At 69.0% G+C, this 25,043-nt stretch carries 21 protein-coding genes; 5 read left to right on the forward strand and 16 right to left on the reverse strand.

Annotation, left to right across the window (positions count from 1 at the left end; genetic code table 11):
- The first annotated feature begins 34 nt into the window (after positions 1-34).
- On the forward strand, positions 35-601 hold the full coding sequence (locus tag ABD648_RS04045) for a TetR/AcrR family transcriptional regulator (protein WP_282217415.1): 567 nt from the start codon (positions 35-37) through the stop codon (positions 599-601).
- 15 nt (positions 602-616) lie between these two features.
- Here ABD648_RS04045 and ABD648_RS04050 read toward each other — a convergent pair whose 3' ends face one another.
- The gene (locus tag ABD648_RS04050; protein ID WP_282217416.1) at positions 617-952 is read right to left on the reverse strand and encodes a peptidase; all 336 of its coding nucleotides are present in this window, start codon (positions 950-952) and stop codon (positions 617-619) included.
- A complete protein-coding gene (locus ABD648_RS04055; protein WP_282217417.1) occupies positions 949-2,307 on the reverse strand; it encodes an inorganic phosphate transporter in 1,359 nt (452 codons plus the stop codon). Before ABD648_RS04055 ends, ABD648_RS04050 begins: the two co-directional genes overlap by 4 nt.
- Positions 2,308-2,464: 157 nt before the next feature.
- Here ABD648_RS04055 and ABD648_RS04060 point away from each other — a divergent pair, with 157 nt between their 5' ends.
- Positions 2,465-4,564: a S9 family peptidase gene (locus ABD648_RS04060; protein ID WP_282217418.1), complete on the forward strand. Its 2,100-nt coding sequence runs from the start codon at positions 2,465-2,467 to the stop codon at positions 4,562-4,564.
- Positions 4,565-4,761: 197 nt separating this feature from the next.
- Entirely contained in the window at positions 4,762-5,613 is an 852-nt protein-coding gene (locus ABD648_RS04065; RefSeq protein ID WP_282217419.1) for a DUF559 domain-containing protein, read from the forward strand.
- A 119-nt stretch (positions 5,614-5,732) separates the two neighbouring features.
- On the opposite strand, the gene ABD648_RS04070 is transcribed toward ABD648_RS04065, so the two are convergent.
- The 7 genes from ABD648_RS04070 to ABD648_RS04100 form a co-directional block, all read right to left on the reverse strand.
- Positions 5,733-6,761: a 6-phosphofructokinase gene (locus ABD648_RS04070; RefSeq protein WP_282217420.1), complete on the reverse strand. Its 1,029-nt coding sequence runs from the start codon at positions 6,759-6,761 to the stop codon at positions 5,733-5,735.
- A gap of 202 nt (positions 6,762-6,963) precedes the next feature.
- Positions 6,964-9,108, reverse strand: a complete 2,145-nt coding sequence (locus ABD648_RS04075) for a DEAD/DEAH box helicase (RefSeq protein ID WP_282217421.1) — start codon at positions 9,106-9,108, stop codon at positions 6,964-6,966.
- 210 nt (positions 9,109-9,318) lie between these two features.
- A complete protein-coding gene (locus tag ABD648_RS04080) occupies positions 9,319-10,272 on the reverse strand; it encodes a bifunctional riboflavin kinase/FAD synthetase (protein ID WP_282217422.1) in 954 nt (317 codons plus the stop codon).
- A complete protein-coding gene (locus ABD648_RS04085) occupies positions 10,269-10,706 on the reverse strand; it encodes a hypothetical protein (protein WP_282217423.1) in 438 nt (145 codons plus the stop codon). The genes ABD648_RS04080 and ABD648_RS04085 overlap by 4 nt, the downstream gene beginning before the upstream one ends.
- Before the next feature lie 57 nt (positions 10,707-10,763).
- The gene (locus tag ABD648_RS04090; protein ID WP_282217424.1) at positions 10,764-11,132 is read right to left on the reverse strand and encodes a hypothetical protein; all 369 of its coding nucleotides are present in this window, start codon (positions 11,130-11,132) and stop codon (positions 10,764-10,766) included.
- Positions 11,129-12,022 carry a tRNA pseudouridine(55) synthase TruB gene (truB, locus tag ABD648_RS04095; RefSeq protein ID WP_282217425.1) on the reverse strand — a complete coding sequence of 298 codons (894 nt, stop codon included), beginning with the start codon at positions 12,020-12,022 and terminating at the stop codon, positions 11,129-11,131. Before truB ends, ABD648_RS04090 begins: the two co-directional genes overlap by 4 nt.
- Before the next feature lie 45 nt (positions 12,023-12,067).
- The gene (locus ABD648_RS04100) at positions 12,068-12,685 is read right to left on the reverse strand and encodes a hypothetical protein (RefSeq protein WP_344708382.1); all 618 of its coding nucleotides are present in this window, start codon (positions 12,683-12,685) and stop codon (positions 12,068-12,070) included.
- Between the two features lie 74 nt (positions 12,686-12,759).
- Between ABD648_RS04100 and ABD648_RS04105 the strand changes: the two genes are divergently transcribed.
- Positions 12,760-13,662, forward strand: coding sequence for an HhH-GPD family protein (locus tag ABD648_RS04105; protein WP_282217427.1), 903 nt, complete (start codon positions 12,760-12,762; stop codon positions 13,660-13,662).
- Between the two features lie 19 nt (positions 13,663-13,681).
- Here ABD648_RS04105 and ABD648_RS04110 read toward each other — a convergent pair whose 3' ends face one another.
- From ABD648_RS04110 to nusA, 5 genes are all read right to left on the reverse strand, one after another.
- Positions 13,682-15,760, reverse strand: coding sequence for a helix-turn-helix transcriptional regulator (locus ABD648_RS04110; protein ID WP_282217428.1), 2,079 nt, complete (start codon positions 15,758-15,760; stop codon positions 13,682-13,684).
- A 237-nt stretch (positions 15,761-15,997) separates the two neighbouring features.
- Complete coding sequence (gene rbfA, locus ABD648_RS04115; protein WP_282217429.1) at positions 15,998-16,423, reverse strand: 30S ribosome-binding factor RbfA; 426 nt, start codon at positions 16,421-16,423, stop codon at positions 15,998-16,000.
- Between the two features lie 73 nt (positions 16,424-16,496).
- Positions 16,497-19,253 (reverse strand): translation initiation factor IF-2, encoded by a 2,757-nt coding sequence (gene infB, locus ABD648_RS04120; protein WP_282217430.1) that lies wholly within the window; start codon positions 19,251-19,253, stop codon positions 16,497-16,499.
- Positions 19,254-19,347: 94 nt separating this feature from the next.
- Complete coding sequence (locus ABD648_RS04125; RefSeq protein ID WP_282217431.1) at positions 19,348-19,602, reverse strand: YlxR family protein; 255 nt, start codon at positions 19,600-19,602, stop codon at positions 19,348-19,350.
- A gap of 59 nt (positions 19,603-19,661) precedes the next feature.
- Complete coding sequence (nusA, locus tag ABD648_RS04130; RefSeq protein ID WP_282217432.1) at positions 19,662-20,648, reverse strand: transcription termination factor NusA; 987 nt, start codon at positions 20,646-20,648, stop codon at positions 19,662-19,664.
- 66 nt (positions 20,649-20,714) lie between these two features.
- Between nusA and ABD648_RS04135 the strand changes: the two genes are divergently transcribed.
- Positions 20,715-22,136, forward strand: coding sequence for a flavin monoamine oxidase family protein (locus ABD648_RS04135; protein ID WP_344708387.1), 1,422 nt, complete (start codon positions 20,715-20,717; stop codon positions 22,134-22,136).
- On the opposite strand, the gene ABD648_RS04140 is transcribed toward ABD648_RS04135, so the two are convergent.
- Entirely contained in the window at positions 22,105-23,145 is a 1,041-nt protein-coding gene (locus ABD648_RS04140; protein WP_282217433.1) for an LOG family protein, read from the reverse strand. The genes ABD648_RS04135 and ABD648_RS04140 overlap by 32 nt on opposite strands.
- A 141-nt stretch (positions 23,146-23,286) precedes the next feature.
- A complete protein-coding gene (locus tag ABD648_RS04145) occupies positions 23,287-25,041 on the reverse strand; it encodes a proline--tRNA ligase (RefSeq protein WP_282217434.1) in 1,755 nt (584 codons plus the stop codon).
- Between the last annotated feature and the right edge of the window lie 2 nt (positions 25,042-25,043).

Consider the following 25,043-nt stretch of genomic DNA (forward strand, 5'->3'; position numbering starts at 1 on the left):
ACTGCGCCTGTAGTGATCGCACTAGGCTTCGATCATGGCCAAGAACGAGAGCAGACGCCGGATCATCGCGGATGCCGGCCTCGCCGTGCTCGCGCGCGACGGATCCCGGGGACTCACCCACCGCGCCGTCGACGCCGCGGCCGAGGTCCCGACCGGAACCACGTCCAACTACTTCCGCAGCCGCGACGCCCTCGTGGCCGGGCTCGTCGAACGCATCGGAGAACGCCTGGCTCCGACCACGGAGGACCTGGAGCGCCGCGCCGCCGGCTCGCCGGGTCCTGCCCTGTTCGCCGATTACATCCGCGACATCGTCCGGCGCCTCAGCGACGATCGCGACGTCACGCTCGCGCTGTTCGAGCTGCGTCTGGAGAGCAGCCGCCGACCCGAGGTCGCCGCAGTCCTCGCGGCCTGGCAGCGCGCCGGTCTCGACGGCGACGTCGCGTTCAACGCGGCGGCGGGGCTTCCCGGTGGCCGACGGGAGATCGCCCTGTTCCACTACGCGATCGACGGCCTCCTGCTCGATCGCCTGACGTCGCCGATCGATCCGGACACCTCGACCGACGACATCATCGACGCTCTCGTGGCCGGGCTGCTGCGCTGAGGTCGCAGTCCTCGGTCAGTGACCGACCACGATGAGCAGGATGCCTGCGATCACCGCGGCGGCGCACAGCACGAAGCAGCCGTAGGCCCCGACGAGCGCGAGCGACTTCTGCGCATCGGTCAGCGGGCTCTTCCTGGCCGCCTTCGCGGCCTGCTTCGCCGCCCGCTTGAGCTCCTTCTCGGAGATCACGGTGATCGCGTCGGTGAACTCCGCGGGGCTCACCACCGGAGCGTGCCCGCTCCGGACGAGCAGCCGGAGCCCCAGCGCGTAGAACGTGACGATGGCGGTGGCACCGATGAGCGCGGCGGCGAACACCTGCAGGAAGGCGAGCCAGTCGATCGAGACGTTCATGCGGAATCTCCGTCCCGGCCGGCGTCCACGGGCTTCGAGCTCTTCCCGGACTTCGCGGCGCCCTTGGCCTCGGCCTTCTGCTTCGCCCGGGCCTTGGACTCGGCTTTCGCCTTCTCCCTGGCCTCGGCACGCGCCTTCGCCTCGGCCTTGGCACGCTCGATGCGCTGCTGCCGGCGCGTGGGCGGCGGCGTGTCGGGGAGCTCCACCGCGAGGTGGGACTCGGCCACGTCGCTCATCGCGTTGGCATGCGTGACCGCGTTGCGGCGCGAGCGCATGAAGAGACCGAGGATGATGAGCACCGCGATGACCGCGTCGATCGCGACGCCCCAGTTGCCGAGCCACACGACGAGCAGAGCGGCCAGTGCGCCCACTCCGCCGGCGGCCGGCAGCGTGAGGAGCCAGCCGATACCGATCCGTCCGGCCGTGCGCCAGCGCACCGTGGAGCCGCGACGTCCGAGGCCGGAGCCGATGACGGAGCCGGAAGCGACCTGGGTGGTCGAGAGAGCGAAGCCGAGCGCGCTCGAGGCGAGGATCGTGGCGGCCGTCGAGCTCTCCGCCGCGAAGCCCTGCGCGGGCTTGACGTCGGTGAGGCCCTTGCCGAGCGTGCGGATGATGCGCCATCCGCCGAGGTAGGTGCCGAGCGCGATCGTGAAGGCACAGGCGATGATGACCCACAGCTCCGGCTCGTGGTGGGCACCCGACTGCCATCCGATCGTGATCATGGCGAGGGTGATCACACCCATGGTCTTCTGCGCGTCGTTGGTGCCGTGCGCGAGCGCGACCAGGGAGGACGTGAAGATCTGGCCCCACCGGAATCCGTCTCGTCCGTCGGGCTTCCCGTCGTAGCGACGCGTGATCGAGTACGCGATCTTGGTAGCGGCGAAGGCGATGATGCCGGCCGTGACCGGGGCGATCAGTGCCGGCAGCACGATCTTGGACAGCACGGCACCGAAGTCGATGCCGCCGAGACCCGCACCGACGAGCGTGGCCCCGATGAGGCCTCCGAACAGGGCGTGCGAGGAGCTCGACGGCAGACCGAGCAGCCACGTCAGCATGTTCCACGTGATGGCGCCGATGAGTCCGGCGAAGATCAACGACAGGAAGAGATCGGCTCCCGCCGCGATGATCGCGTCTTCCTTGATGATGCCGCCCGAGATCGTCTTCGAGACCTCCGTCGAGAGGAAGGCTCCGACGAGATTCAGGACGGCTGCGAGGAGGACGGCGGTCTTGGGCTTCAGCGCACCGGTGGCGATGGGTGTGGCCATCGCGTTCGCGGTGTCGTGAAATCCGTTGGTGAAGTCGAAGAACAGTGCCAGCGCGATGACAAGCACGACGATGAGGGCTGCGGTTTCCACCGTTCGCTTTCGGTCGTTTGAGGAAGAAAGGAGATGTCGACGTGATCGACGTGATGAACGAAGAGTTCACCGTGGGTTTCACTTCCGTTTACCGGCCCCGCTAAATCCTCCCACCCTGCCCCGCGCCGGTCAACTCGACCTGGGATAGCGTGGAACGGTGACCGACGCCCCCATCGCAGACCGCCGCTCCACCACTCGCACTCACCACGGAGACGAGGTCGACGACCCGTACGAGTGGCTCCGCGCGAAGGAGTCCGGCGAGGTCATCGAGCACCTCGAGGCCGAGAACGCCTACACCGACGCGAAGACCGCGCACCTCGCCGAGCTTCGCGAGCAGCTGTTCGAGGAGATCAAGAGCAGGGTGCAGGAGACGGACCTGTCGGTGCCCACCCGTCGCGGCGACTGGTGGTACTACAGCCGCACGGAAGAGGGCTCTCAGTACGGCATCCACTGCCGTGCCGCCGCCGCACCCGGCGACTGGACTCCCCCGCGCCTCGAGCCCGGCGTGCCGGTGCCCGGCGAGGTCGTCCTCCTCGACGGGAACGCCGAGGCCGAGGGCCATGAGTTCTTCTCGCTGGGAGCGTTCGACACCTCGGACGACGCGACGAAGCTGCTCTGGTCCACCGACTTCGAGGGCGATGAGCTCTACACGGTGCATGTGCGCGACCTGACGACGGGCGTGACGCTCGACGACGTCATCCCGAACACCGGCGGCGCCTTCTTCACGCCGGACGGCACCGGCGTCGTCTACACGACCCGGGACGAAGCCTGGCGGCCCGACACGCTGTGGCTTCACCGCCTCGGCACCCCCGTCGCCGACGACATCACGCTGTTCCATGAGCCCGACGAAAAGTTCTGGCTCGGCGCGGGGATCACGCGCAGTCGCCGATACCTCGTGATCGGCGTCGGATCGAGCATCACCAGCGAGGAGTACCTGGTCGACCTCACCGGAGATCTCACCGCCGAGCCGCGGCTCGTGTGGCCGCGCCGCGAAGGCGTCGAGTACTCGCTCGATCATGCCGTCGTCGACGGCGAGGATCGTCTTCTCATCCTGCACAACCACGATGCCCTCGACTTCGAGCTGGTATCGGTCGCGGCATCCGATCCGCAGGGCGAGCGGCGCGTGGTGATCGCACACGAGCCGGGCCGGCGACTCCTCGGGACCGACGCGTTCCGCGACTTCGCCACCGTCGAGTACCGCAGCGAGGGGCTCGAGCGCGTCGGCCTGCTGGACTACTCGACGGATGCCGTCGACGAGATCTCCTTCGACGAGCCGCTGTATTCGGCCGGTGTCAGCGGGAATCCGGAGTGGCACTCGCCGTACCTGAGACTCGGCTACACGTCGTTCGTGACACCGGGGACCGTGTACGACCTCGATCTCGCCTCGCGGGAGCTGGTGCTGCGCAAGCAGGTCACCGTCCTCGGCGGCTATGACCCGGCAGAGTACGGTCAGCGTCGGGAATGGGCGACCGCATCCGACGGCACCCAGGTGCCGATCTCGCTGGTGTGGAAGCGCTCGCTCGGCGACCCCGGATCGGCCCCGCGACCGGTGCACCTCTACGGCTACGGCTCCTACGAGCACTCGATCGATCCCGGCTTCTCCGTCGCGCGGCTCTCGGAGCTGGACCGCGGGGTCGTCTTCGCGGTGGCGCACGTGCGCGGTGGCGGCGAGATGGGCCGCCAGTGGTACGAGGAGGGCAAGCTGCTGCACAAGCGGAACACCTTCACGGACTTCGTCGCCTGCGGGCAGCACCTCGTCACCACGGGCGTGACCACGCCGCAGCAGCTGGTCGCCGAGGGCGGCAGCGCGGGAGGTCTGCTGATGGGCGCGGTCGCGAACCTCGCGCCCGAGCTGTTCGCCGGCATCCTCGCCGCGGTGCCGTTCGTCGACGCGCTGACGACGATCCTCGATCCCTCATTGCCGCTGACCGTGATCGAGTGGGACGAGTGGGGCGACCCGCTGCACGACGCCGAGGTCTACGCCTACATGAAGTCGTACACGCCCTACGAGAACGTCCGCGACGGCGTCGCCTACCCGCGCATCCTCGCCGTGACGTCGCTCAACGACACCCGCGTCCTCTATGTGGAGCCGGCGAAGTGGGTCGCCCGTCTCCGGGAGGCCGGAGCATCCGATGTCCTCCTGAAGTGCGAGATGGTCGCCGGACACGGGGGCGTCAGCGGACGCTACAACTCCTGGAAGGAGCGCGCGTTCGAGCTCGCATGGCTGCTCGACACCCTCGGGCTCGCGGACGCCTGACCAACCACGCGCGCTCACGCGGAATCAGGCAGTCGCGCGAGATCAGGCCGGTTCTCTCCTGAACAGCCTGATCCCGCGCGAACGCCTGATCTCGCAGACGGTGCACTTCTGCTGCACGGACGAAGACCGGCACCAGTTGTCCCCTGTTCGCGAAAGACCGGGACGGGGAGAACCGGGCGGCATCCCAGACTGATCGCATGGAGAAGCCGTCGGTCGAGAAATGGGTGCGCCAACGCGGCGGCGTGGCGCACACTTCACACCTGCGGATGGCAGGCTTCACCGCACACGCCGTTCACAGCGCCGTCGAGTCGGGACGGCTCCGACGTGTCCGGCGTTCGTGGCTCGTCACCGTCGACTGCGACAGCCGACGGGTGCGTGCAGCATCGGTCGGCGGGCGCGTCACATGTGCCAGTGCGGCAGACCTGATGGGCTTCTGGCATGTCGAGACGGATGCCGTGCACATCGCACTCCCGCATTCCGCTTCTCGGTTCGATGCCACAGGCATCCAGGTCCACCGTGGCCGTGGGCCGGTGCCGGTGCATCCGCGAGCCGCGGACGAACCCGTCCTGAATGTGCTCTTCCACGTCGCTCGATGCCTTCCGACGCCCGATGCACTGGCGGTCTGGGAGTCGGCGGTGCGACGGGATGCCGTGGAACTCGACGAACTGGAACGTGTCGACTGGCGCTCCTCGGCGGCTGCGCGGATCGCGTCCCTCGTGGGCAGCAGATCGGACTCCGGACCTGAGACGGTCTTCGTCGAGCGGATGCGGGCGATCGGCGTCGCCGTCCGTCAGCAGGTATGGGTCGACGGACATCCGCTCGACGCGCTGATCGGCGATCGCCTCGGCGTGCAGATCGACGGCTACTCGCATCACAGCGCAGCGAGAGATCGCCGCCGCGATCTCCGCGCGGACGCGAGACTCGTGCTGCGCGGCTACACGATCCTCCGGTTCGACTACCACCAGGTGATGCACGATCACACGTATATCGAGCACACCGTGCGCACGGCGATGGCGCAGGGATTGCACCAGATCCGATCACGCCGCTGACCTCGCGCGCGGAATCAGGCAGACGCGCGGACACAGGCAGAAACTCGCCCGATCAGCCTGATTCCGCGCGATCGCCTGATTCAGCGCGGACGAGCCGGCTCGTGCGCCCGACCGGACGCTCAGCCGAAGAGCGCAGCGGCCTCGTCGTAGCGGTAGCGCGGCACCGTGTGCAGCTCGCCGAGCGCGTCGGCGAACGGCACGCGCACGATGTCCGTGCCCTGCATCGCGACCATCTGGCCCCAGGCGCCTTCGACGATCGCGTCGGCGGCGTGCAGGCCGAGGCGTGTCGCGAGGACCCGGTCGAAGGCCGACGGCGAGCCGCCGCGCTGGATGTGACCGAGGATCGTGGCGCGCGTCTCGATGCCGGTGATGCGCTCGATCTCGGGCGCGAGCTGGTCGCCGATGCCGCCCAGACGGGGACGGTTGAACGCGTCGAGGCCCTTGTCGCTGTAGGCCTCTTCCATGCCGAGCAGCTTGAAGCCCTCGGACACGACGACCAGGGGCGCACGACCGCGGTCGTGCGCGCTCGAGACGAGCGCGGTGATGTCGTCGATCGACATGGGCACCTCGGGGATGCAGATGACGTGAGCCCCTGCCGCCATGCCGGCGTGCAGCGCGATCCAACCGACGTGGCGCCCCATGACCTCGGCGACCATGCACCGCTGATGCGAGTCTCCCGTGGTGCGCAGCCGGTCCATCGCGTCGGTGGCGATGTTCACCGCCGTGTCGAAGCCGAAGGAGTAATCCGTCGCCTGAAGGTCGTTGTCGATCGTCTTGGGGACGCCGAGCACCTTGATGCCGTCCTTCGACAGGCGGTCGGCCGCCGCGAGCGTGCCTTCCCCGCCGATCGCGACGATGCCGTCGATCTTGTGGCCGTAGAGGGTCTTCGCGATGTTCTCCGCGCCACCGCGCTCCCCCTCGTAGGGGTTGGTGCGGCTGGTGCCGAGGATCGTGCCGCCCACCTTCGAGAGGCCCTTCACCTCGTGCCGGGTCAGCGGCATGAAGTCGCCCTCGACGACCCCGCGCCAGCCGTCACGGATGCCGACGAACTCGAGGTCGTACGTGGTGGTGCCCTTGAGGACGATGCCGCGGATGACCGCGTTGAGTCCGGGGCAGTCGCCACCGCTCGTCAGGATGCCGATCTTCATGCTGGTGCCTTCCGACGTTCGGGAGAGAGGGGGAAAGGCGACGCTGCCTGCGATCGACACTAGTGCCCCGGCGTGGTGCGGCGCCATTCGAGGCAGGCGAAAACCGAGGATCTTTACGTCCTCGAGACCCGCCCTCTCAGATCTTCACGACACATCCGGATTCGGACCCGAAATCGGCGTTAAGAAACCCCGTTCTTGACGCCTATGCTGCGCCGAGCGCCTGCCGCAGCAGATGCATGAGGGCCGCCAGCTGCACCGGCTCCGCCGCAGTGTCGTCGACAGCCTCGCCGTCGAGCGCACGTGCCGCGAGGCCCTGCTTCTGGTCGATGAGCTCGGCGATCTTCGTGTCGATCGTGTGCGCGGCGATGATCCGCCACGCCGTGACCGGCTCGTCCTGGCCGATGCGGTGCACGCGGTCGATCGCCTGAGTCTGCTCGGCTGCCGTCCACGACAGTTCGGCGAGCACGACGTTCGACGCGGCCTGCATGTTGAGTCCGACGCCTGCGGCGGTGAGCGAGCACACCGCGATGCCGACCGCGGGATCGCCGTTGAAGTCGTCGATCGCCTGCTGACGCGCCGTCGACGTCTGGTCTCCTCGGATCGACACCGAGCGGATGCCGGCGGCGGCGAAGTGCGCCTCCGCCTGATCCATCACGTCGATGTGCTTCGCGAAGAAGACGACCTTGCCGACCGAGCGCTGCAGTTGCGCGGCGTAGTCGGCGGCGAGCTGCGCCTTCGCCTGACCGATGCGGCGGACCATGGTGAAGACGTTGTCGCCTCCGGTGCCTGCGGCCTTCGACTCCTCGAGCTCGTTCTGCGCGACCAGGCGCACGATGTCCTCGTCGATCTCGCCCGGGGCGAGGCCGCGGTCTCCGCGCGCGTCGATGATGCGACGGTAGCGAGCGGCCAGCCGCTCCCCCAGTTCGCGCTCGGCCTGACGGATGCTGCGTCCGAACTCGTCGTCGAGCTGCACGGGCAGGTCGGCGATGAGCTTGTCGGGGAGGTCGGCCGCGACGTCCTTCTTCTTGCGGCGGACGATGCCCATCGAGATCACGGCATCCCGCGCCTCCGGGTAGAACGCCTTGTCCGCGGGGGTGAACCCGGTGGCGTCGAGCTTCTCCATCAGCTCCGGTCCCGGCTTCTCGCCGGTCGTCCAGCCGAGGAACCGCCAGATCGCGTCGAAGTCCTCGACGTCGTTGATCAGCGGGGTACCGGTGAGAGCGAGCATGAGCGGGTCGCCGCCCGGCGTGCGCTCGCGCATCCGCGACGCGAGCGAGAGCACGTTCTGCGAGCGCTGCGACGAGAGGTTCTTGATGAAGTGCGCCTCGTCGACGACCATGCCGCGCAGACCGATCGATCCGAGCCACGAGAGGTGGCGGTCGAGGATCTCGTAGTTGACGATGAAGATGTCGGCGAAGGCGTCGATGTCGGTGCCGTCGCCCTGGATGACCGTGGCACGGCGCTGGGGCGTCCACCGCTCGACTTCACGGGCCCAGTTCATCTTCACCACGTTCGGAACGACCGCGAGCAGCGGATAGGCACCGGCGACGGAGGCGGCGAGCAGCGACTGCGCCGTCTTGCCGAGTCCCGGCTCGTCGGCCAGCAGGAAGCTGCGGTGACCGGCGCGCACGGCTTCGAGGAAGCGGGACTGGTGCACCATCACCTCGAGCCCCTTGGGCGAGAGGTGGTCGTATTCGGGAGCAGGGGGCAGTTCCATCGTGGCCGCCGATCCACCGGCGCCGGTCTCGAACGCCTTGTAGAGCGGACCCATCAGCTCCCACCCGTCGAGGCGACGGCGCGGGGTCGAGGTGCTGCGCGGGGTCAGGTCCGGCGCGAGGAACGGGTTCGCCAGCTGCCGGGACTCGACCGAGGGCGGTGTGACCTGCCGCTCGGCGATCGCCGCGGGCACCGAGGAGATCTGCACAGGAGCCGCGTCGGCGATGATGAGCTCTTCCGGTGCCAGTTCGGCTCCGGATTCGAGCAGCCAGTCGCGGCGCATCCGCTTGGCCACCGGCGACGTCGCCTGGTCGGCCTCCAGCAGCTGGATGAGCGAGGTGTCGCGTGCGGCGGTCTTCGCGAGGATGGTCGCGACGCCGTCGAGGCGCTTGAGCAGCTCCGCGCGTGCGGGGTCGCCGATCTCGGCATCCGCCTTCACTCTGGCGCGCTCCTCGCGCACCAGGAAGGCGATCACCTGGAACTTGACGCGATTGGTCGGGCCGAGCTTCCCCCGCTGCGACTTCGCCTCGATCTCGCGCACCTTGCGCGCAAGGATCGGGATGAGCGGGGCCTCGTCGTCTCGACGGGACGTCTTCTTTCGCCGCGTGGCGGCGGTTGCCGTGGTCGGCATGCTCCTCCTGAGCGTGAAGGCCCCGGCATCCTCATGAAGCCGCGAGCCGTTCTCGATGTCCGCGTGTGGCGTGAGCCAGGACCGTACGAACAGTTGTTCCGGTTCTCGCCGATGCACGCGATGCGCGTGAGGATCGATGTGAACCGCTCCCCAGTCTAGGCCATCCGGCTCGGACGACGGAAGATTTCGCCGTCAGCGCGCGTCACGACGTCAGTCGACGGCCCCGGCGAGCACCCGTCGGGCGTCCGAGACATCGACGGCGATCTGGGCGGAGAGCTTGTCGATGCCCTCGTACGCGACCATGCCGCGCAGCCTCTCCACGAACTCGACGGTCACGTCGTGACCATAGAGGTCCAGGGTCGTCTCGTCGAGCACGTGCGCTTCGACCTGGCGCTCGAGCACATCGTCGAAGGTCGGATTCGTGCCGACCGAGATCGCCGACGGATGACGGATGCCGGTGTCGTGATCGACGAGCCAGCCGGCGTAGACGCCGTCTGCGGGGACGAACGCGTCGACGATCGTCGAGAGGTTGGCGGTGGGGAACCCGAGTTCGCGACCGCGCTTGAGTCCGTGCACGACCACGCCACGCACATCCGGGTGGCGCCCGAGCACGCGAGCCGCCTCGCGGACATCGCCGTCGATCAGCAGCTCGCGGATCCACGTCGAAGACACCCGGCGCGGCGACCCCGGCAGATACACGTCGTCGACGACCTCGACCGAGAAGCCGTGCTTCGGTCCGAGCTCGCGCAGGAGCGCGGGCGTGCCCGCTCCCCCGCGTCCGAAGCGGAAGTCCTCCCCGACGAGCACCTGGGACACCTTCAGCGCGCCGACCAGGATGTCGACCACGAAGTCCTCCGCGCTCCGCGCGGCGAGTTCCTCGTCGAACGTGAGCACGAGCGTCGCATCGAGCCCGAGCTCGCCGAGCAGCTCGAGCTTGCGGTCGACGGTCACGACATTCTCCGGGCACCGGTCGGGTCGGAGGACCGCAAGCGGATTGCGGTCGAAGGTCACGGCGACCGCACGGCTGCCCGACGCGGCGGCCGCCTCGTTCAGTCGACGGATGACGGCCCGGTGACCGGCGTGGACGCCGTCGAACTTGCCGATGGCCACGGCGCTGGGGCCGAAGTCGTCCGGCACCTCGGCAGGACTCCGGAACACGATCACGCGGTGACCTCGATCGGACGATCCGCGGCGGACGGCTGATGCGTGCGGAGCCACCAGATGCCGAACACCGGAAGCACCAGAGGGATGAACAGGTAGCCCCGTCCGAACAGCGACCACACGGTCTCGTGCTGGAACAGGGCGGGGAGGAGGATGCTGAGCAGTCCGACGACGAGCACGCCGGTGAGTTCGAAGACGATCGCGATCCAGGCGACCGTGTACCAGCCGCGACGCCGCGCGAGCACGAGTGCGAGCGTGGCGAGGATGTACACCACGGCGGCGAGTGCGGAGAGCGAGTACGCGAGCGGCGCCTCGTCGAAACGCCGGACGATCTGCACGAAGCTGCGCCCCGTGGCGGCCAGCGCCATGACGGCGTAGACGATCACGAGGACGCGACCGATTCCGGTCATCCGAGTGGAGGGGGTGGTGGTGCTCATAGCGCATTCCATCTTAGAGCCGCGCGGGGATGCGGGACTCCGCCGCCACGTCGGGCGTCACGCGATCTGCACGGTCCAGATGACCTGCATGCGCCACAGCATGATCGCGATGGCCAGAGCGGCCACGCCGAGGATCACCGTGCTCCACCTGCTGCGCTCCATCAGCGCCCACAGCACCGCCCCGATCGGCAGCAGCACGGCGGACACCAGGTAGACCCAGTACTCGAGGAGGTCGCCGGTGGGCGGATTGCCGGCGAACGGCGCGGCGATCGCCACCACCACCTGCACGACGAGGAGCAGCTCCACGAGAGCGAGCGCGCCGACACTGAGATCGCTCGGCCGGCGACCGGCGAGTCCCGCGACGAGGCAGAACGCGCCGGCAGCGACGGCCACGACGATCTGCACGATGGTGAGCCACAGGATCATCGCGCGGCCTCCGGCATGTTCATGGCGCTCTTCAGATCGGCGCCTCGTCGTTCCACGATCCCCACCAGCGTGCCGTCCTCATCGATGGCCGCGGCGAGAGCACCGTCGAGTCGCACGGCCTGGTCGGCGAGCCGCTTGCCGTGCCGGAGGTCTCGCGCCTCCTCCGAAGAGACCGTCAACGGCTGCAGGATGCGCGCGGCGGCCTGGGCGGGCGTCAACGTCCCCGCGTCCGCGAGGTCGTCGAGCAGGACGGCATCCGCCACCTCGAACGGGCCGACACGCGTGCGGCGCAGCGACGTCAGGTGGCCGCCCACGCCGAGGGCGGCCCCGAGATCGCGAGCGAGCGCACGGATGTACGTGCCGGACGAGCAGTCGACGATCACGTCGAGGTCGAGGACGCCCTCCCCCTGGCGCGTCGCGAGCACGTCGAAGCGCGAGACCGTGACCGCGCGCGCCGCGAGCACCACGTCCTCCCCCGCGCGCACTCGGTCGTATGCGCGGCGTCCATCGACCTTGATCGCGGACACGGCGCTGGGCACCTGGGAGATCTGCCCGGTCAGCGCGGCGACGCCGTCGGCCACGGCCGCGTCGGTCACCGCGTTCCACGCTTCGGGGTCTGCCGCGGCGAGGATCTCGCCGTCGGCATCATCGGTTCCGGTGGTCTGGCCCAGGCGGATCGTCGCCTCGTAGGTCTTGTCCGCACCGACGACGTAGGTGAGCAGCCGCGTCGCTCCCTCGATCCCGATCACCAGCAGTCCGGTGGCCATCGGATCGAGCGTGCCGGCGTGCCCGACCTTCCGCGTCCCGAAGGCGCGGCGCGTGCGCGCGACGACGTCGTGACTGGTCAGCCCTGCGGGCTTGTCGACGAGGAGGATGCCGGGCGAGACCATCCCCCCAGCCTACGATGCGGTCGCCGTGCCGCCGTCATCGCGGGGTCAGCCGCACACCTCGTAGGAGGGCGCATCCCGCGACGTGACGGTCACGCTGCTCGCCGTGTCCTCGCCCTCGCGGAATTGGAAGAAGACGTGCCCCTCGGCATCTCCGGGAAGACGCATCCAGGTGCCGCCTCCGATCTCCTCCGCCCCCTGCTCCGCGTCCGGATACGTCGTGAGCACGTCCTCGGTCGAAGCGCCGACGCCCAGGCCCTCCGCGGTACGCGGACCCTCGACGGTGCCGAGATCCTCCGCGGCGGAGTACACCGACAGCTCGCTGATGGGTGCCGTGTCGGATTCGGTGCCGCGCACGAAGTACACCCCGTAGGACGAGTCCGCCGCCGTCCACCACGCCGTCCAGGAGCAGACCTCGTCGTTCTTCCAGGTGTCCGGGAGCATCCCGAGTACCGTCCCGAAGTCGCCGCCCAGCTCCACCGGTCCGATCCCCTCGTCGCTGATGATCCACGTCGCCGGATCCGCTGGGTCGGCCTCGGGCGTCTCGGTCGGCTTCGGCGTCACAGCGGGCGTCGCGGTCGGGCCGGCCGAGGGATCGGCCGCCGTCGATGTCGCGCACCCGGCCAGGAGGCAGAGGGCCGCCCCCGACGCGATAGCGAAGGTCATCCGCCGCATGTGGTTCGTCCTCATCGCTGCTCTCCGGTTCTCGCGCGCTGATCTCGCTCGCCTAGGCTGTCGTCGTGCCTTCGACTCCCACGATCCCCGTCGAGGAGATCGTGCAGCCGGTGCTCCGATGGTATCGATCCGGTGCCCGCGATCTCCCCTGGCGGCGCGCGGCGTTCCATGAGGAATTCGGCGCCTGGGGCGTGCTGGTCAGCGAGTTCATGCTGCAGCAGACCCCGGTCACCCGCGTGATCCCGCACCTCGAGGCGTGGCTGGATCGCTGGCCGACCCCGCCGGTCATGGCCGCGGCCTCGACGGCCGATGTCGTGCGGCAATGGGCCAACCTCGGCTACCCGCGCCGCGCACTGTGGCTGCATCGCGCAGCCGTCGAGGTAACGGCGCGCCACGGCGGCGTCGTCCCGCGCGATGTCGATGCGCTCCTCGCCCTGTCCGGTATCGGCGACTACACGGCCAGGGCGGTCGCCGTCTTCGCTTACGGCGACCGCCATCCCGTCGTGGACACCAACACCCGGCGTGTGCTCGCCAGGGCGGTCGAAGGTCGGGCGCAGCCGTCGCCGCCCTCCCGGCGTGACCTGACGCTGATGGAGTCGCTCCTGCCCGCGGACGACGTCGATGCGGCGGCCTTCAACGCCGGGGCGATGGAACTCGGAGCGACCGTGTGCACGGCACGATCTCCGCGCTGCGAGATCTGTCCTCTCGCTGGCACCTGCGCCTGGTTGGCCGCAGGACGACCCGACACGGGCGACGCCCGCCGACGCCAGGCGACGTATGAGGGGTCCGACCGGCAGGCGCGCGGCGCGGTCCTGCGGCTGCTGCGGGACGCGACGCCGGCGCCGGTGCCGCTGGACACGGTTCTTCCGGACTGGCCGGATGCACAGCAGCGCGATCGTGCGATCGACTCCCTCATCGCCGACGGACTCGCCGAGGCGGACGGAGAATGGATCTCCCTACCGCGCTGACCGAGGGCCGCACCTCGATTCAGACGTGCCTGTTGGTGCGGTGTGCGAGGGCCGTGAGCTCCACACGCCCGCGCACGTCGAGCTTGGCGAAGACCCGCCCCAGGTGCACCTCGACGGTGCGGACGGAGACGCCCAGGGCCGCGGCGATGTCCTTGTTCCCCGCGCCGACCACCGCGAGCATCGCCACCTCGACCTCGCGTGCCGTCAGGAGCTGCGACCAGACGTGCCGGCACGCTGACAGAGGATCTGTGGGGACATCCGCCTCGGTCCCGCGCGACTCCAGCCGGTCGAGCCGATCCCCGACGGCGCGCGCCCAGGCGGTCGCTCCGGCGAGTTCGAAGAGATGCCGGGCGCTCCGCAGATGACTCCGCGCGGCGCCGATCTCATCGTGGATGGCGCACTGGACTCCCAGCATGGACTCGACCCGCGCTCTCGCGAAGGGCGAACGCAGGGTCCGGGCGGAGGCGTGCACCCCATCGTGCTCGGAGCGCCAGCGTGCGTCGACCGCGGTCGCGACCCGGATCCGGAGTTCGTGCGCGAGGAAGACCTCCGGCGGCGCGACGATGCTCGGAGCATCCGGGCCGATCTCCCCGGTCGCGGCAACCTCGTCGAGACCGGGCACCGAGAGCGTCGTCTGCGGTGCCCCGAGGTCGATCCAGAGTCGCATCGACGCGGCGGCGTCATCGAACGCACCGGCGAGGTACGACGCGATCGCGCGATCGACCAGAACGTCGGTCTTCATAGCCGGCGGGAGCGCCGCCGTGAGCGAACGGGAGACCGGGCCGACCTCGCCGAGCACCGCGAGGTCCAATCGGCGTGCGAGCACGACGCCCAGACCGGCGAACGGCATCGCGATCGAGAGTTCGCGCGCGGCGAGCAGCAGCCGATCGCGAGCACGACCGATGTCGCCGCGCCACACGAGCAGCAACGTCTCGGCGACGGACAGATACGCCCGGACCACCGGGCTGAACTCGAAGCCGGCGACGAGCGGGTCGAGTTCCCCATCCATGATCGGCTCCGCTGCCTCCAGCGTCCGCAGTCCGAGGTCGACATCCCCGTCGACGGCGGCGCGCAGTGCGCACAGCATCCGTCCACTGAGCGGCCCGGTTCCGGCGATGTCATCGAGGTCGCGCTCTCCGACGAGCAGCCAGCTCAGGGCGATCACCGGATCTCGGAGCTCGCGCTCGGCGCCGACACGAGCCGTGCCGACGCGCAGGGCATCCAGCCACCTCCGCATTCCGGGTCGATCGCCGCGCTCCGCGCAGAGCACGGCGGCGAGTGCCGCTGCGCGGGTCCACGAATACCAGTCGCCCGTGTCGTCCGTGCGGGGCCGGAGGGAGTTCGGATCCACGTCGGGCACCGCACCGTGAAGGTGCGCGCGGGCCGTGATCAGTCCCGCGAGCCCTTGCAGGCGGTAACGCTGTGTGCCGTCGGGGAACAGGCTCCCCAGCCATTCCGCCGCCTCCACCGCGAATCCCGCACCCACCGAGGCCGCGCCCGCGACGAGTCGCGCCTCATCCCGGTCCGCACCATCCGCATGCTTCGTCGCCTCCCGCGCAAGCAGCAGAGCACGGTCCGGGTGGCCGGCCTCCGACAGCTCGCGGGCGATCCGGGTGAGTTCGGCGGCGGCGCGAGGGTCCCGCTCGAGCGACGCCCGCGCCCGATGCCAATCGGCGCTCATCCCGTCGCCCCGACTCCGGAACATCCCGCTGAGCCGATCGTGCACGGCGCCGATGATGGCGGGATCCGTCCTCGCCTGAACCCAGATCGCCAGACGCGTGTCCGTGAACCGCACCCTTCCTGCCCGGACGATGAGGTGCCGACCGACGGGCGCCGCCGAGATCTCGAGCGCGGACCGCCCGTCGAACGTCAGCAGGGGGTCCAGTCGGTCGTCGAGCGAGACGGAGAGCGCGAGGAGGAGGTCGCGATCGCGTGCCGGGAGGATGAGGTCGTGAAACCGTGCGGCGATCGCCGGAACGACCGGCAGCGGCGTCGGCAGGGGGCGCAGGCCGGTCCGCTGAGAGGGCAGCAGGCGCTCCACGACCTCGCGGATCGCCAGCACGTCGTCCTGCAGCTCGACAGCGAGGCGAGACACCACGTGGGGCGCGCAGCCCAGCCCGTGGGAGAGCAGATCTTCGAGGAGGGTATCGACCGCTTCCGGCGCAGCCGAGCGGCCTTCCTGCGCGTTCGAATCCTCGATGCCGATCCCCCTCAGCTCGGCGGGACGCGATCCCGCAGAGGCGAGGCTAGCAACGGGATGTCCCCGGCGGAGCGACTCACCGACGTTGTATATCGGTTGCCGCTCCCACCGGAGTAGACCTGCAGCCGGACGAGGTCAGTCCTGCTCGTCGTCGGCGCGGTACGGGTCCGCATCGCCGGCGTGCGACGCCGAGGAGGCGAGCTTCGCGACCTCCGCATCGCGCTCCTGCGCCTGACGCAGGAGAGCACTGATGTGGTCGGCGTTCTCCGGAAGCGCGTCAGGGATGAACTCGAGCGTCGGCACGAGCCGCGTGCTGAGCTGCCGTCCGACCTCGCTGCGCAGCATGCCGGTCGCGGACGTGAGAGCTTCGCCGCTGGCGATGCGCTCCTCCTCCGTGCCCAGCACCGTGTAGAACACGGAGGCGTGCTGGAGGTCGCCGCTGACGCGGCAGTCGGTGAGCGTGACGAAGCCGAGGCGCGGGTCGCGCAGCCCCTTCTCCAGCCGCTCGGCGAGGATCACGCGGATGCGGTCCGCCAGACGAGCCTGTCGTTCACCAGCCATTTTTCTCTCCCTCTTCAGAAAGTCTTCGGGCGAGGATGCGCGCAGCATCCTCGCCCGAAGGTATCGCGATTGATCAGCCGCGAGGCTTCTCGATGAGCTCGGTCGTCTCGATCTCGTCACCGATCTGGATGTCGTTGAACTTGCCGAGACCGATACCGGCCTCGTAGTCCGTGCGTACCTCGGTGACGTCGTCCTTGAAGCGGCGCAGTGACTCGATGGCGAGGCCATCGGCCACCACGACGCCGTCGCGGATGACACGCGCCTTGGCGTTTCGCGTGATCGTTCCCGACCGCACGATGACACCGGCGATGTTGCCGAACTTCGACGAGCGGAAGACCTCGCGGATCTCGGCGACGCCCGACTGGACCTCTTCGAACTCCGGCTTGAGCATGCCCTTGAGGGAGCTCTCGATCTCATCGATGGCGTTGTAGATCACCGAGTAGAACCGGATGTCGACGCCCTCGCGCTGAGCGCGCTCGCGCGCCTTCGTGTCGGGACGCACGTTGAAGCCCACGATGATCGCGTTGTCGATCGTCGCGAGGTTCACATCGGACTCGGTGATCGCACCGACTCCGCGGTGGATGATGCGCAGCTGCACCGAGTCGTCGACCTCGATCTTGAGGAGCGATTCCTCGAGCGCTTCGACAGCACCAGACACGTCGCCCTTGATGATGAGGTTGAGCGACTCGACCTTGCCGTCTTCGAGAGCACGGGTGAAGTCCTCGAGCGAGATGCGCTTGCGGGCCTTGGCCAGCTGGGCGTTGCGCTCGACTGCTTCACGCTTCTCAGCGATCTGGCGGGCCATGCGGTCCTCTTCGGTGACGATGAAGACGTCACCGGCACGAGGCACGGAGTTCAGACCCTGCACCTGCACCGGGCGCGACGGGTAGGCCTCGAGGACCTGCTCGCCGTTCTCGTCAGCCATGGCACGCACACGGCCATAGGCCGTGCCGGCCACGATGGCGTCACCGATCCGGAGCGTTCCGGACTGGATCAGCACGGTGGCGACAGAACCGCGACCCTTGTCGAGCTTCGCCTCGATCGCGACACCGCGGGCACCCTTGTTCGGGTTGGCCGTCAGGTCGAGACCAGCGTCAGCCGTGAGCAGCACCGCGTCCAGGAGGTCCTGGATGCCGGTGTTCGCTCGTGCCGACACGTCGACGAACATGACGTCGCCACCGAACTCCTCCGCGACCAGACCGTACTCGGTGAGCTGCTGGCGCACCTTCGACGGGTTGGCGTCGGGCTTGTCGACCTTGTTGACCGCGACCACGATCGGCACATTGGCCGCCTGGGCGTGGTTCAGGGCCTCCACCGTCTGCGGCATGATGCCGTCATCGGCCGCGACCACGAGGATCGCGAGGTCGGTGACCTGCGCACCACGGGCACGCATGGCGGTGAACGCCTCGTGACCGGGGGTGTCGATGAAGGTGATGGCACGTTCGATGCCCTCGTGCTCCGTCCACACCTGGTACGCACCGATGTGCTGGGTGATGCCTCCGGCCTCACCCTCGATGACGTTGGTCTGGCGGATCGCGTCGAGAAGGCGCGTCTTACCGTGGTCGACGTGACCCATGACGGTGACGACCGGCGGACGGATCTCGAGGTCGTCCTCGCTCTCCTCCTCCAGCTCCTGCTCGAGGTTGAGACCGAAGCCCTCGAGGAGCTCCTTGTCCTCGTCCTCGGGCGAGACCATCTGGATCTTGTAGCCGAGCTCGGCACCCAGGACCTCGAAGGTCGCCTCGTCCAGCGACTCGGTGGCCGTGGCCATCTCGCCGAGGTTGAAGAGGATGGTGACGAGGGTTCCCGGCTGCACGGTGTAGCCGGTCAGCGTCTCGATCTTGTCGGCGAAGTCCGCGATGGACGCGCCACGACGCATGCGAATGATCTCCCCGTTGCCACGGGTGACGTTGACGCCACCGACGACCGGGGCGCTCCGCATCTCGAATTCCTGCCGCTTCGCCCGCCGCGACTTGCGCTGCTTGCTCTTGCCGCCGCCCTTGCCGAAGGCACCGGCGGTACCACCACCGGGACCGCGGCCACGGCCGCCACCACCACCGGGACGACCGGCGAAACCGCCACCGGGACGTGCACCGGGGCCGCCTGCACCACCGGGTCCACCGGCACCGCCGGGACGACCGGGGCCGCCGGGACGCTGCTGGAACGGTGCGCCACCGGGACGACCGCCGCCACCGGGGCGACCTGCGCCACCGGGACGACCGGGGCCGCCGGGACGCGGGGCACCCGGACGCGGAGCGCCGGGACGGGGCGCCTGCGGGCGCGGGATGTTTCCGGGAGTCGGGCTCGGGCGCTGGCCCATGCCCTGCGCGGAAGCGAAGGGGTTGTTGCCCGGGCGGGGACCCGCCGGACGCTGGCCCATCCCCTGCGAGGAGGAGAAGGGGTTGTTGCCGGGGCGCGGGGCACCGGGCTTCGGCGCGCCGCCGTCATCGGACTTGGCCGCTGCGGGCTCGGATGCCGGTGCAGGGGTCTCCGCAGCGGGAGCAGGTGCTTCCGGAGCGGGAGCCGCCGGGGCGGGTGCCTCGGGGGCGGGAGCCTCGGGGGCAGGCTTCGGGCCGGGCTTGGGGCCCGGGGTCGGCGCCTGCTTGGCGGCGGGCTTCGCTGCGGGCTTGGCCGCAGGCGCGGCATCCGCACCGGTCTTGAGCGAGCCGTCGGCCTCGATCGCCGCACGCAGCTTGCGCGCCACCGGCGGTTCGATGGTCGAGGACGGGCTCTTCACGAACTCGCCGAGTTCTTTGAGCTTTGCAAGAGCGACCTTGCTGTCGACGCCGAGTTCGGCGGCGATCTCATGTACGCGTGGTTTACCAGCCACAATTCTCCTGTCTGAGTCGGTCCACCCAGACAGGGCAGACCACTAGTCGCGGACGGGTCTCATTTCGAGCCGTTCACTTTGTTTCCATAGCTGTTCAGCCTTTGTTTCTTGGTGGGTGCTGTTCGAAGGTCCGCGTGTCCAACTGAGTGGACACGCGCAGTGCTCGTCCGAATGCGCGACGCCGCAGAGCGGCATCCATGCATTCCTGTGTCGGATGCAGCCACGCGCCTCTCCCCGGCAGAACAGCACGCTCATCGATGATGAGCACATTGTTCTGGGACACCACTCTGAGAAGAGCGGAGCGAGGAGCACGCGTGCGACAGCCGACGCACGTTCGTACGGGTTCCATCTTACACCTGCGTTCCCCCGCCCCTCTCCCCGCATGGCGCGAGTCGGGACGAGAACCGGTCAGTCGTCGAGGACGCTGTCGGGCTGGATGTCGATCTTGGCTCCGGTGAGCTTGGCGGCGAGGCGGGCGTTCTGGCCCTCCTTGCCGATCGCGAGCGACAGCTGGTAGTCGGGAACCAGCGCGCGCACGGCCTTGGTGCCGGCGTCGAGCACGAAGGCGCTCGTCACCTTGGCAGGCGACAGGGCGTGTGCCACGAAGGTCGCCAGATCCGGATCGTGATCGACGATGTCGATCTTCTCCCCCGCGAGCTCCTCGGTCACCGCGCGGACGCGGCGCCCCATCTCACCGATGCAGGCGCCCTTCGCGTTGATCGAGGGGTCGTTCGCCTTCACCGCGATCTTCGTCCGGTGCCCGGCTTCGCGAGCGAGCGAGACGATCTCCACGAGACCGGCCGCGATCTCCGGAACCTCCAGGGCGAAGAGCTTGCGGACGAGACCCGGGTGGGTGCGCGACACGGTGATCTGCGGACCCTTGAGGCCCTTCGCGACGCTCGTCACGTAGACACGCAGTCGCGATCCGTGGGTGTACTCCTCGCCCGGCACCTGCTCCTCGGGCGGCAGGATGGCCTCGACGGCGCCGAGGTCGACGTGGATCATCCGCGGGTTCGGACCCTGCTGGATGACGCCGGCGACGATGTCGCCTTCCTTGTCCTTGAAGTCGCCGAGCACGACGTCGTCCGCGATGTCGCGGAGGCGCTGGCTGATGACCTGCTTGGCGGCGAAGGCGGCGATCCGGCCGAAGTCGTCGGGAGTCGCGTCCTCCTCGCCGATGATCGCGCCCTCTTCATCCCGGACGACCTGGAGCACGTCGACGTGACCGGTCTTGCGATCGAGGTGCACGCGGACGCCTTCGGGGGCCGCGCCGTCACCGGCGACGTGCTTGGAGTACGCGGTCAGGATCGCCTGCTCGATGATCGAGACGAGTTCCTCGAAGGGAATCGCCTTCTCCTTCTCGATGCCTCGCAGCAGACTCAGTTCGATGTCCATGACGGCCTCCCTATTCAGCTCTCGTCGCGCCTGTTCGCACGCGCGACATCCGTACCACGATACCCTGTGCCCACCGCCTGTTGCCACGGCGGCAGCCGCGCCGTCGCGGCGACGACGCCGCAGGAGGACCACGTGAACTCGTTCGACACCATCGTGATCGGCGCCGGGATGTCGGGCGTCACGACTGCGCGGATGCTGGTCGACGCGGGCCAGAGAGTCGTGGTGCTCGAGGGGCGCGACCGCGTCGGCGGACGGATGAACTCCGATCGGCAGGCCGGGTTCCCCGTCGACCTCGGCGCCTCATGGGTCCACGGCATCGACGGATCGCCGCTCTGGGAGCTCGTGCAGGCGCTCGGCATTCCGACACTGGAGTACACCGTGGGCAGCTTCCAGGTCGGCGGACGCCCGATCGAGAACTTCGACGGCGACGGCAAGCTCATGGACGCCGAGGCCAGCGCGCGATGGATCGCCGATGTCGAGGAAGCGGACCGCCTGCTCGTCGAGGAGATCGGCGAGTCCTCCGCCGGCGACACCTACCTGGACGTGACCGAGCGCGCGCTCGACCGCTCCGGCCTCGACCCCGAGCGCATCGACGAGATCCGCGAGTTCTTCCGGCACCGCGTCGAGGAGCAGTGCGGAGCATGGATCGGCGACCTCGACGCGCACGGGCTCGACGAGGATGCGATCGACGGCGACGAGGTGATCTTCCCGCGCGGCTACGACGAGCTGCCGCGCCGCATCTCGGCGGGACTCGACGTCCGTCTGGGCCACATCGTGAGCCGCGTCGCGCGGTCGGCGACCGGAGTCGTCGTCAGCACCGGCGACGCCGAGTTCACCGCTGATCGCGTCGTCGTGACCGTTCCTCTCGGCGTTCTCCAGGCGGGATCGCTCGCCTTCGATCCCCCGCTGCCCGACTCCGTCGCCGGACCGATCGACAGACTGGGCATGGGCGTCTTCAACAAGATCTTCCTCCAGTTCCCCGAGCGGTTCTGGAATGAGGACAGCTACGTCATCCGCGCTCTCGGCGAAGCCGGGGAGCACTGGCATTCCTGGTACGACGTGTCCGCGGTGAGCGGCATTCCGACCCTGCTGACCTTCGCGGCCGGTCCGTTCGGGCGCCACATGCAGGAGCTCCCCGATGACGAGGTGGTCGCCGACGTCGTACGCGCTCTGCGCGCACTCTACGGCGATGCGGTCGGTGAGCCGGTGGCGCACTGGATCACGCACTGGGGCGAGGACCGGTTCTCCGTCGGGTCCTACTCCCACCTCGCGCTCGGCTCCTCGCATCATGATCATGACGAGCTCGCAGGTCCCGTCGACGACGTCCTGCACTTCGCCGGCGAGGCGACCTGGGGCGATGAGCCTGCGACCGTCGGAGCGGCGTACTACTCGGGTCGCCGCGCTGCGGAGCGCATCCTCGGGCGGGCGGTCGACCTCGATGCGTTCGCCGCAGGCATCACTGCGCGGGAGCAGACGGCAGGTCGTTGATCGCGCGGATGAGCCGGAACAGACTTCCGACCTGACGCTGATCCAAATGCAGGATCAGGCGCGGCAGATGCAGCACGTCGTCGTCGGCGACCTCGGGGCGTCTGGGTGCCGTCCGTTCGATTCGACCGGAGGCCAGCATCGGCGCGAACTGCTCGTTCAGCACCTCGATCTCGGCATCCGTCGGCTCGTTGCGCAGACGCAGCACGAGGGTGTCGCCGATCCACCGCAGGGAATCGTAGTTGCGCCAGAAACCGGCGATCTCCGCCCGCGCCCTCTCCGCGGAGTCGGTGACGACGACCCGGTCGAAGTCGCCGGGTGAGATGACGCCCATCGGTTCGAGGGTGTCATCGATGTACCGCTGCAGGCCGTGCCAGAAGGTGCCACCGGGCTGGTCGAGCAGGACGATCGGGGTCGGCTCGGCCTTGCCCGTCTGCTGCAGCGTGAGCAGCTCGAACATCTCGTCGAGCGTGCCGAAGCCGCCGGGCAGGCAGATGAAGCCCGAGGACTCCTTCACGAGCATCAGCTTGCGGGTGAAGAAGTACTTCATCGCGACGACCTGGCCCTGACCGGTGACGAGGCTGTTCGCCTTCTCCTCGAACGGCAGGCGGATGGACACCCCGAGCGAGAGTTCGGGGCCGGCACCTTCCGCCGCAGCCTGCATGATCCCTGGACCCGCCCCGGTCACGACCATCCAGCCGTCCGCGGCGAGAGCGGCCGCGATGTCGCGCGCCTGGAGGTAGAGCGGATCGTCCTGCTGCGTGCGCGCCGATCCGAACACGCTGACCTTCGGCACGCCGCGGAACGGCGCGAACAGCCGGAACGCGTCGCGCATCTCGGCGAGGGCTGCGGACGCGATCTTCAGGTCCAGTCGGTCCGCATCATCCTCACCGAGGCCGATCGACGTGCGGATCATCCGCGTCACGAGTCTGCGATCATCATGAACGCCCGCGTCGTCGAGGAGCGCGTCGATCTCGGCGGTCAGGGTCTCCGGCAGCGGTTCGTCCGTCATGGTCCCAGCGTCGCATGCGGGAAGGAGCTGGTGCATCCCGCAACGCCGCGCGTCATCGAGCGTTCAACGCCAGGCTTTCTCACGCAAGTCGCCGAAACGCCGCGCTCCGCTGGATGGCGGGCGCGGCGTTCGGGCAGAAGCTCAGCGGGTCAGGCGTCCCACGACGTCGCCGACGGAGATCGCGTCGCGCTCCCCCGTGCTCCGGTCCCAGAGCTCGACCTGACCGTCGGCTGCGCCGCGGCCGACGATGACGATCTTCGGCACGCCGACGAGTTCCGCGTCGCCGAACTTCACGCCGGGCGAGACCTTGGGTCGATCGTCGTACAGCACGTCGAACCCGGCGCTCTCCAGCTGCGCCGAGAGCGCTTCAGCGACGTCGAAGGCGACCTGGTCGCGGCCCGCGGCCACGACCTGCACGTCGAACGGAGCGACGGATGCCGGCCAGATCAGGCCCTTGTCGTCGTTGTTGAGCTCGGCGATGATCGCGAGGATACGGGTCACGCCGATGCCGTACGAACCCATCGTGACGGTGACGAGCTTGCCGTTCTCGTTGAGCACCTTGAGCCCCAGCGCCTCCGCGTACTTGCGACCGAGCTGGAAGACATGCCCGATCTCCATTCCGCGCGCGAGCTCGACAGGACCCGAGCCATCGGGTGCGGGGTCACCTGCACGGACGTTCGCGATCTCCACGATGCCGTCCGCGAAGAAGTCGCGTCCGGCGACGACCGAGTGCGCGTGCTTCTGGTCGATGTTCGCGCCCGTGATCCAGCTGGTGCCCTCGCTGACGCGGGGGTCGACCAGATAGCGGATGCCGGTGGCCGACTCCTCGCCGAGCACCGCACCGGTCGGCGACCAAGGGCCGATGTAGCCCTTCACCAGCAGAGGGTTGTTCTCGAAGTCGTCGGCCGTTGCCGTCGCCACCTCTGCCGGGGCGAAGGCCACTTCGGCGCGCTTCTCATCGACCTCACGGTCGCCGGGGATGCCGACGATGACGAGTTCGCGGGTGCCGTCGAGGTGCGTCAGCGAGAGGACGACGTTCTTCAGCGTGTCCGCAGCGGTGTACTCCCCGTCCAGGTGCGCGTTGGTGTGCGCGACGAGCGTCTCGATGGTCGGCGTGTCGGGCGAGTCGAAGATGACGGGGGCCGCATCGGCGTCGAACGCGATCGCATCGGGAACAGCCGTCGTGAACGCCTCGACGTTCGCCGCGTACCCGCCGGCGCTGCGGACGAAGGTGTCCTCACCCACGGGAGTGGGGTGCAGGAACTCCTCGCTGCGCGAGCCGCCCATGGCGCCGGCATCCGCCTGCACGATGACGTACTCGAGCCCGAGCCGCTGGAAGATGCGCTCGTACGCGTCGCGCTGCGCCTGGTAGCTGGCGTCGAGGCCCTCATCCGAAGCGTCGAACGAGTAGGCGTCCTTCATCGTGAACTCGCGACCGCGGAGCAGACCTGCGCGCGGGCGGGCCTCGTCGCGGTACTTGTCCTGGATCTGGTAGATCGTCAGCGGCAGATCCTTGTACGACGAGTACAGGTCCTTCACGAGCAGCGTGAAGGCCTCCTCGTGCGTGGGCGCGAGGAGATAGTCGCCGCCCTTGCGGTCCTGGAGTCGGAACAGCAGATCGCCGTACTCCTCCCAGCGCCCGGTCGCCTCGTACGCCTCGCGCGGCATGAGCGCCGGGAAGTGCACCTCCTGCGCACCGGCCTCGGCCATCTCCTCACGGACGACGGCCTCGATCTTCGCCTTGACGCGCAGACCCAGTGGCAGCCACGCGAAGATGCCGGCAGCCTGCGGACGGATGTATCCCGCCCGGATCAGCAGCTTGTGGCTGGCGACCTCTGCACCGGCAGGGTCTTCGCGGAGCGTACGGAGGAAGAATTTCGAGAGACGAGTGACCACGG

The sequence above is a fragment of the Microbacterium luteolum genome, from assembly GCF_039533965.1.
GTDB lineage: Bacteria > Actinomycetota > Actinomycetes > Actinomycetales > Microbacteriaceae > Microbacterium > Microbacterium luteolum.

What these genes read in the sequence shown, in the direction of transcription:
- ABD648_RS04125 (WP_282217431.1), bottom strand. Translation starts at nt 19,602, where the DNA reads ATGGAACCCGTACGAACGTGCGTCGGCTGTCGCACGCGTGCTCCTCGC.
- ABD648_RS04070 (WP_282217420.1), bottom strand. Translation starts at nt 6,761, where the DNA reads ATGAAGATCGGCATCCTGACGAGCGGTGGCGACTGCCCCGGACTCAAC.
- truB (WP_282217425.1), bottom strand. Translation starts at nt 12,022, where the DNA reads ATGGTCTCGCCCGGCATCCTCCTCGTCGACAAGCCCGCAGGGCTGACC.
- ABD648_RS04065 (WP_282217419.1), top strand. Translation starts at nt 4,762, where the DNA reads ATGGAGAAGCCGTCGGTCGAGAAATGGGTGCGCCAACGCGGCGGCGTG.
- nusA (WP_282217432.1), bottom strand. Translation starts at nt 20,648, where the DNA reads ATGGACATCGAACTGAGTCTGCTGCGAGGCATCGAGAAGGAGAAGGCG.
- ABD648_RS04085 (WP_282217423.1), bottom strand. Translation starts at nt 10,706, where the DNA reads ATGAGCACCACCACCCCCTCCACTCGGATGACCGGAATCGGTCGCGTC.
- ABD648_RS04090 (WP_282217424.1), bottom strand. Translation starts at nt 11,132, where the DNA reads ATGATCCTGTGGCTCACCATCGTGCAGATCGTCGTGGCCGTCGCTGCC.
- ABD648_RS04100 (WP_344708382.1), bottom strand. Translation starts at nt 12,685, where the DNA reads ATGACCTTCGCTATCGCGTCGGGGGCGGCCCTCTGCCTCCTGGCCGGG.
- rbfA (WP_282217429.1), bottom strand. Translation starts at nt 16,423, where the DNA reads ATGGCTGGTGAACGACAGGCTCGTCTGGCGGACCGCATCCGCGTGATC.
- ABD648_RS04075 (WP_282217421.1), bottom strand. Translation starts at nt 9,108, where the DNA reads ATGCCGACCACGGCAACCGCCGCCACGCGGCGAAAGAAGACGTCCCGT.
- ABD648_RS04140 (WP_282217433.1), bottom strand. Translation starts at nt 23,145, where the DNA reads ATGACGGACGAACCGCTGCCGGAGACCCTGACCGCCGAGATCGACGCG.
- ABD648_RS04050 (WP_282217416.1), bottom strand. Translation starts at nt 952, where the DNA reads ATGAACGTCTCGATCGACTGGCTCGCCTTCCTGCAGGTGTTCGCCGCC.
- ABD648_RS04045 (WP_282217415.1), top strand. Translation starts at nt 35, where the DNA reads ATGGCCAAGAACGAGAGCAGACGCCGGATCATCGCGGATGCCGGCCTC.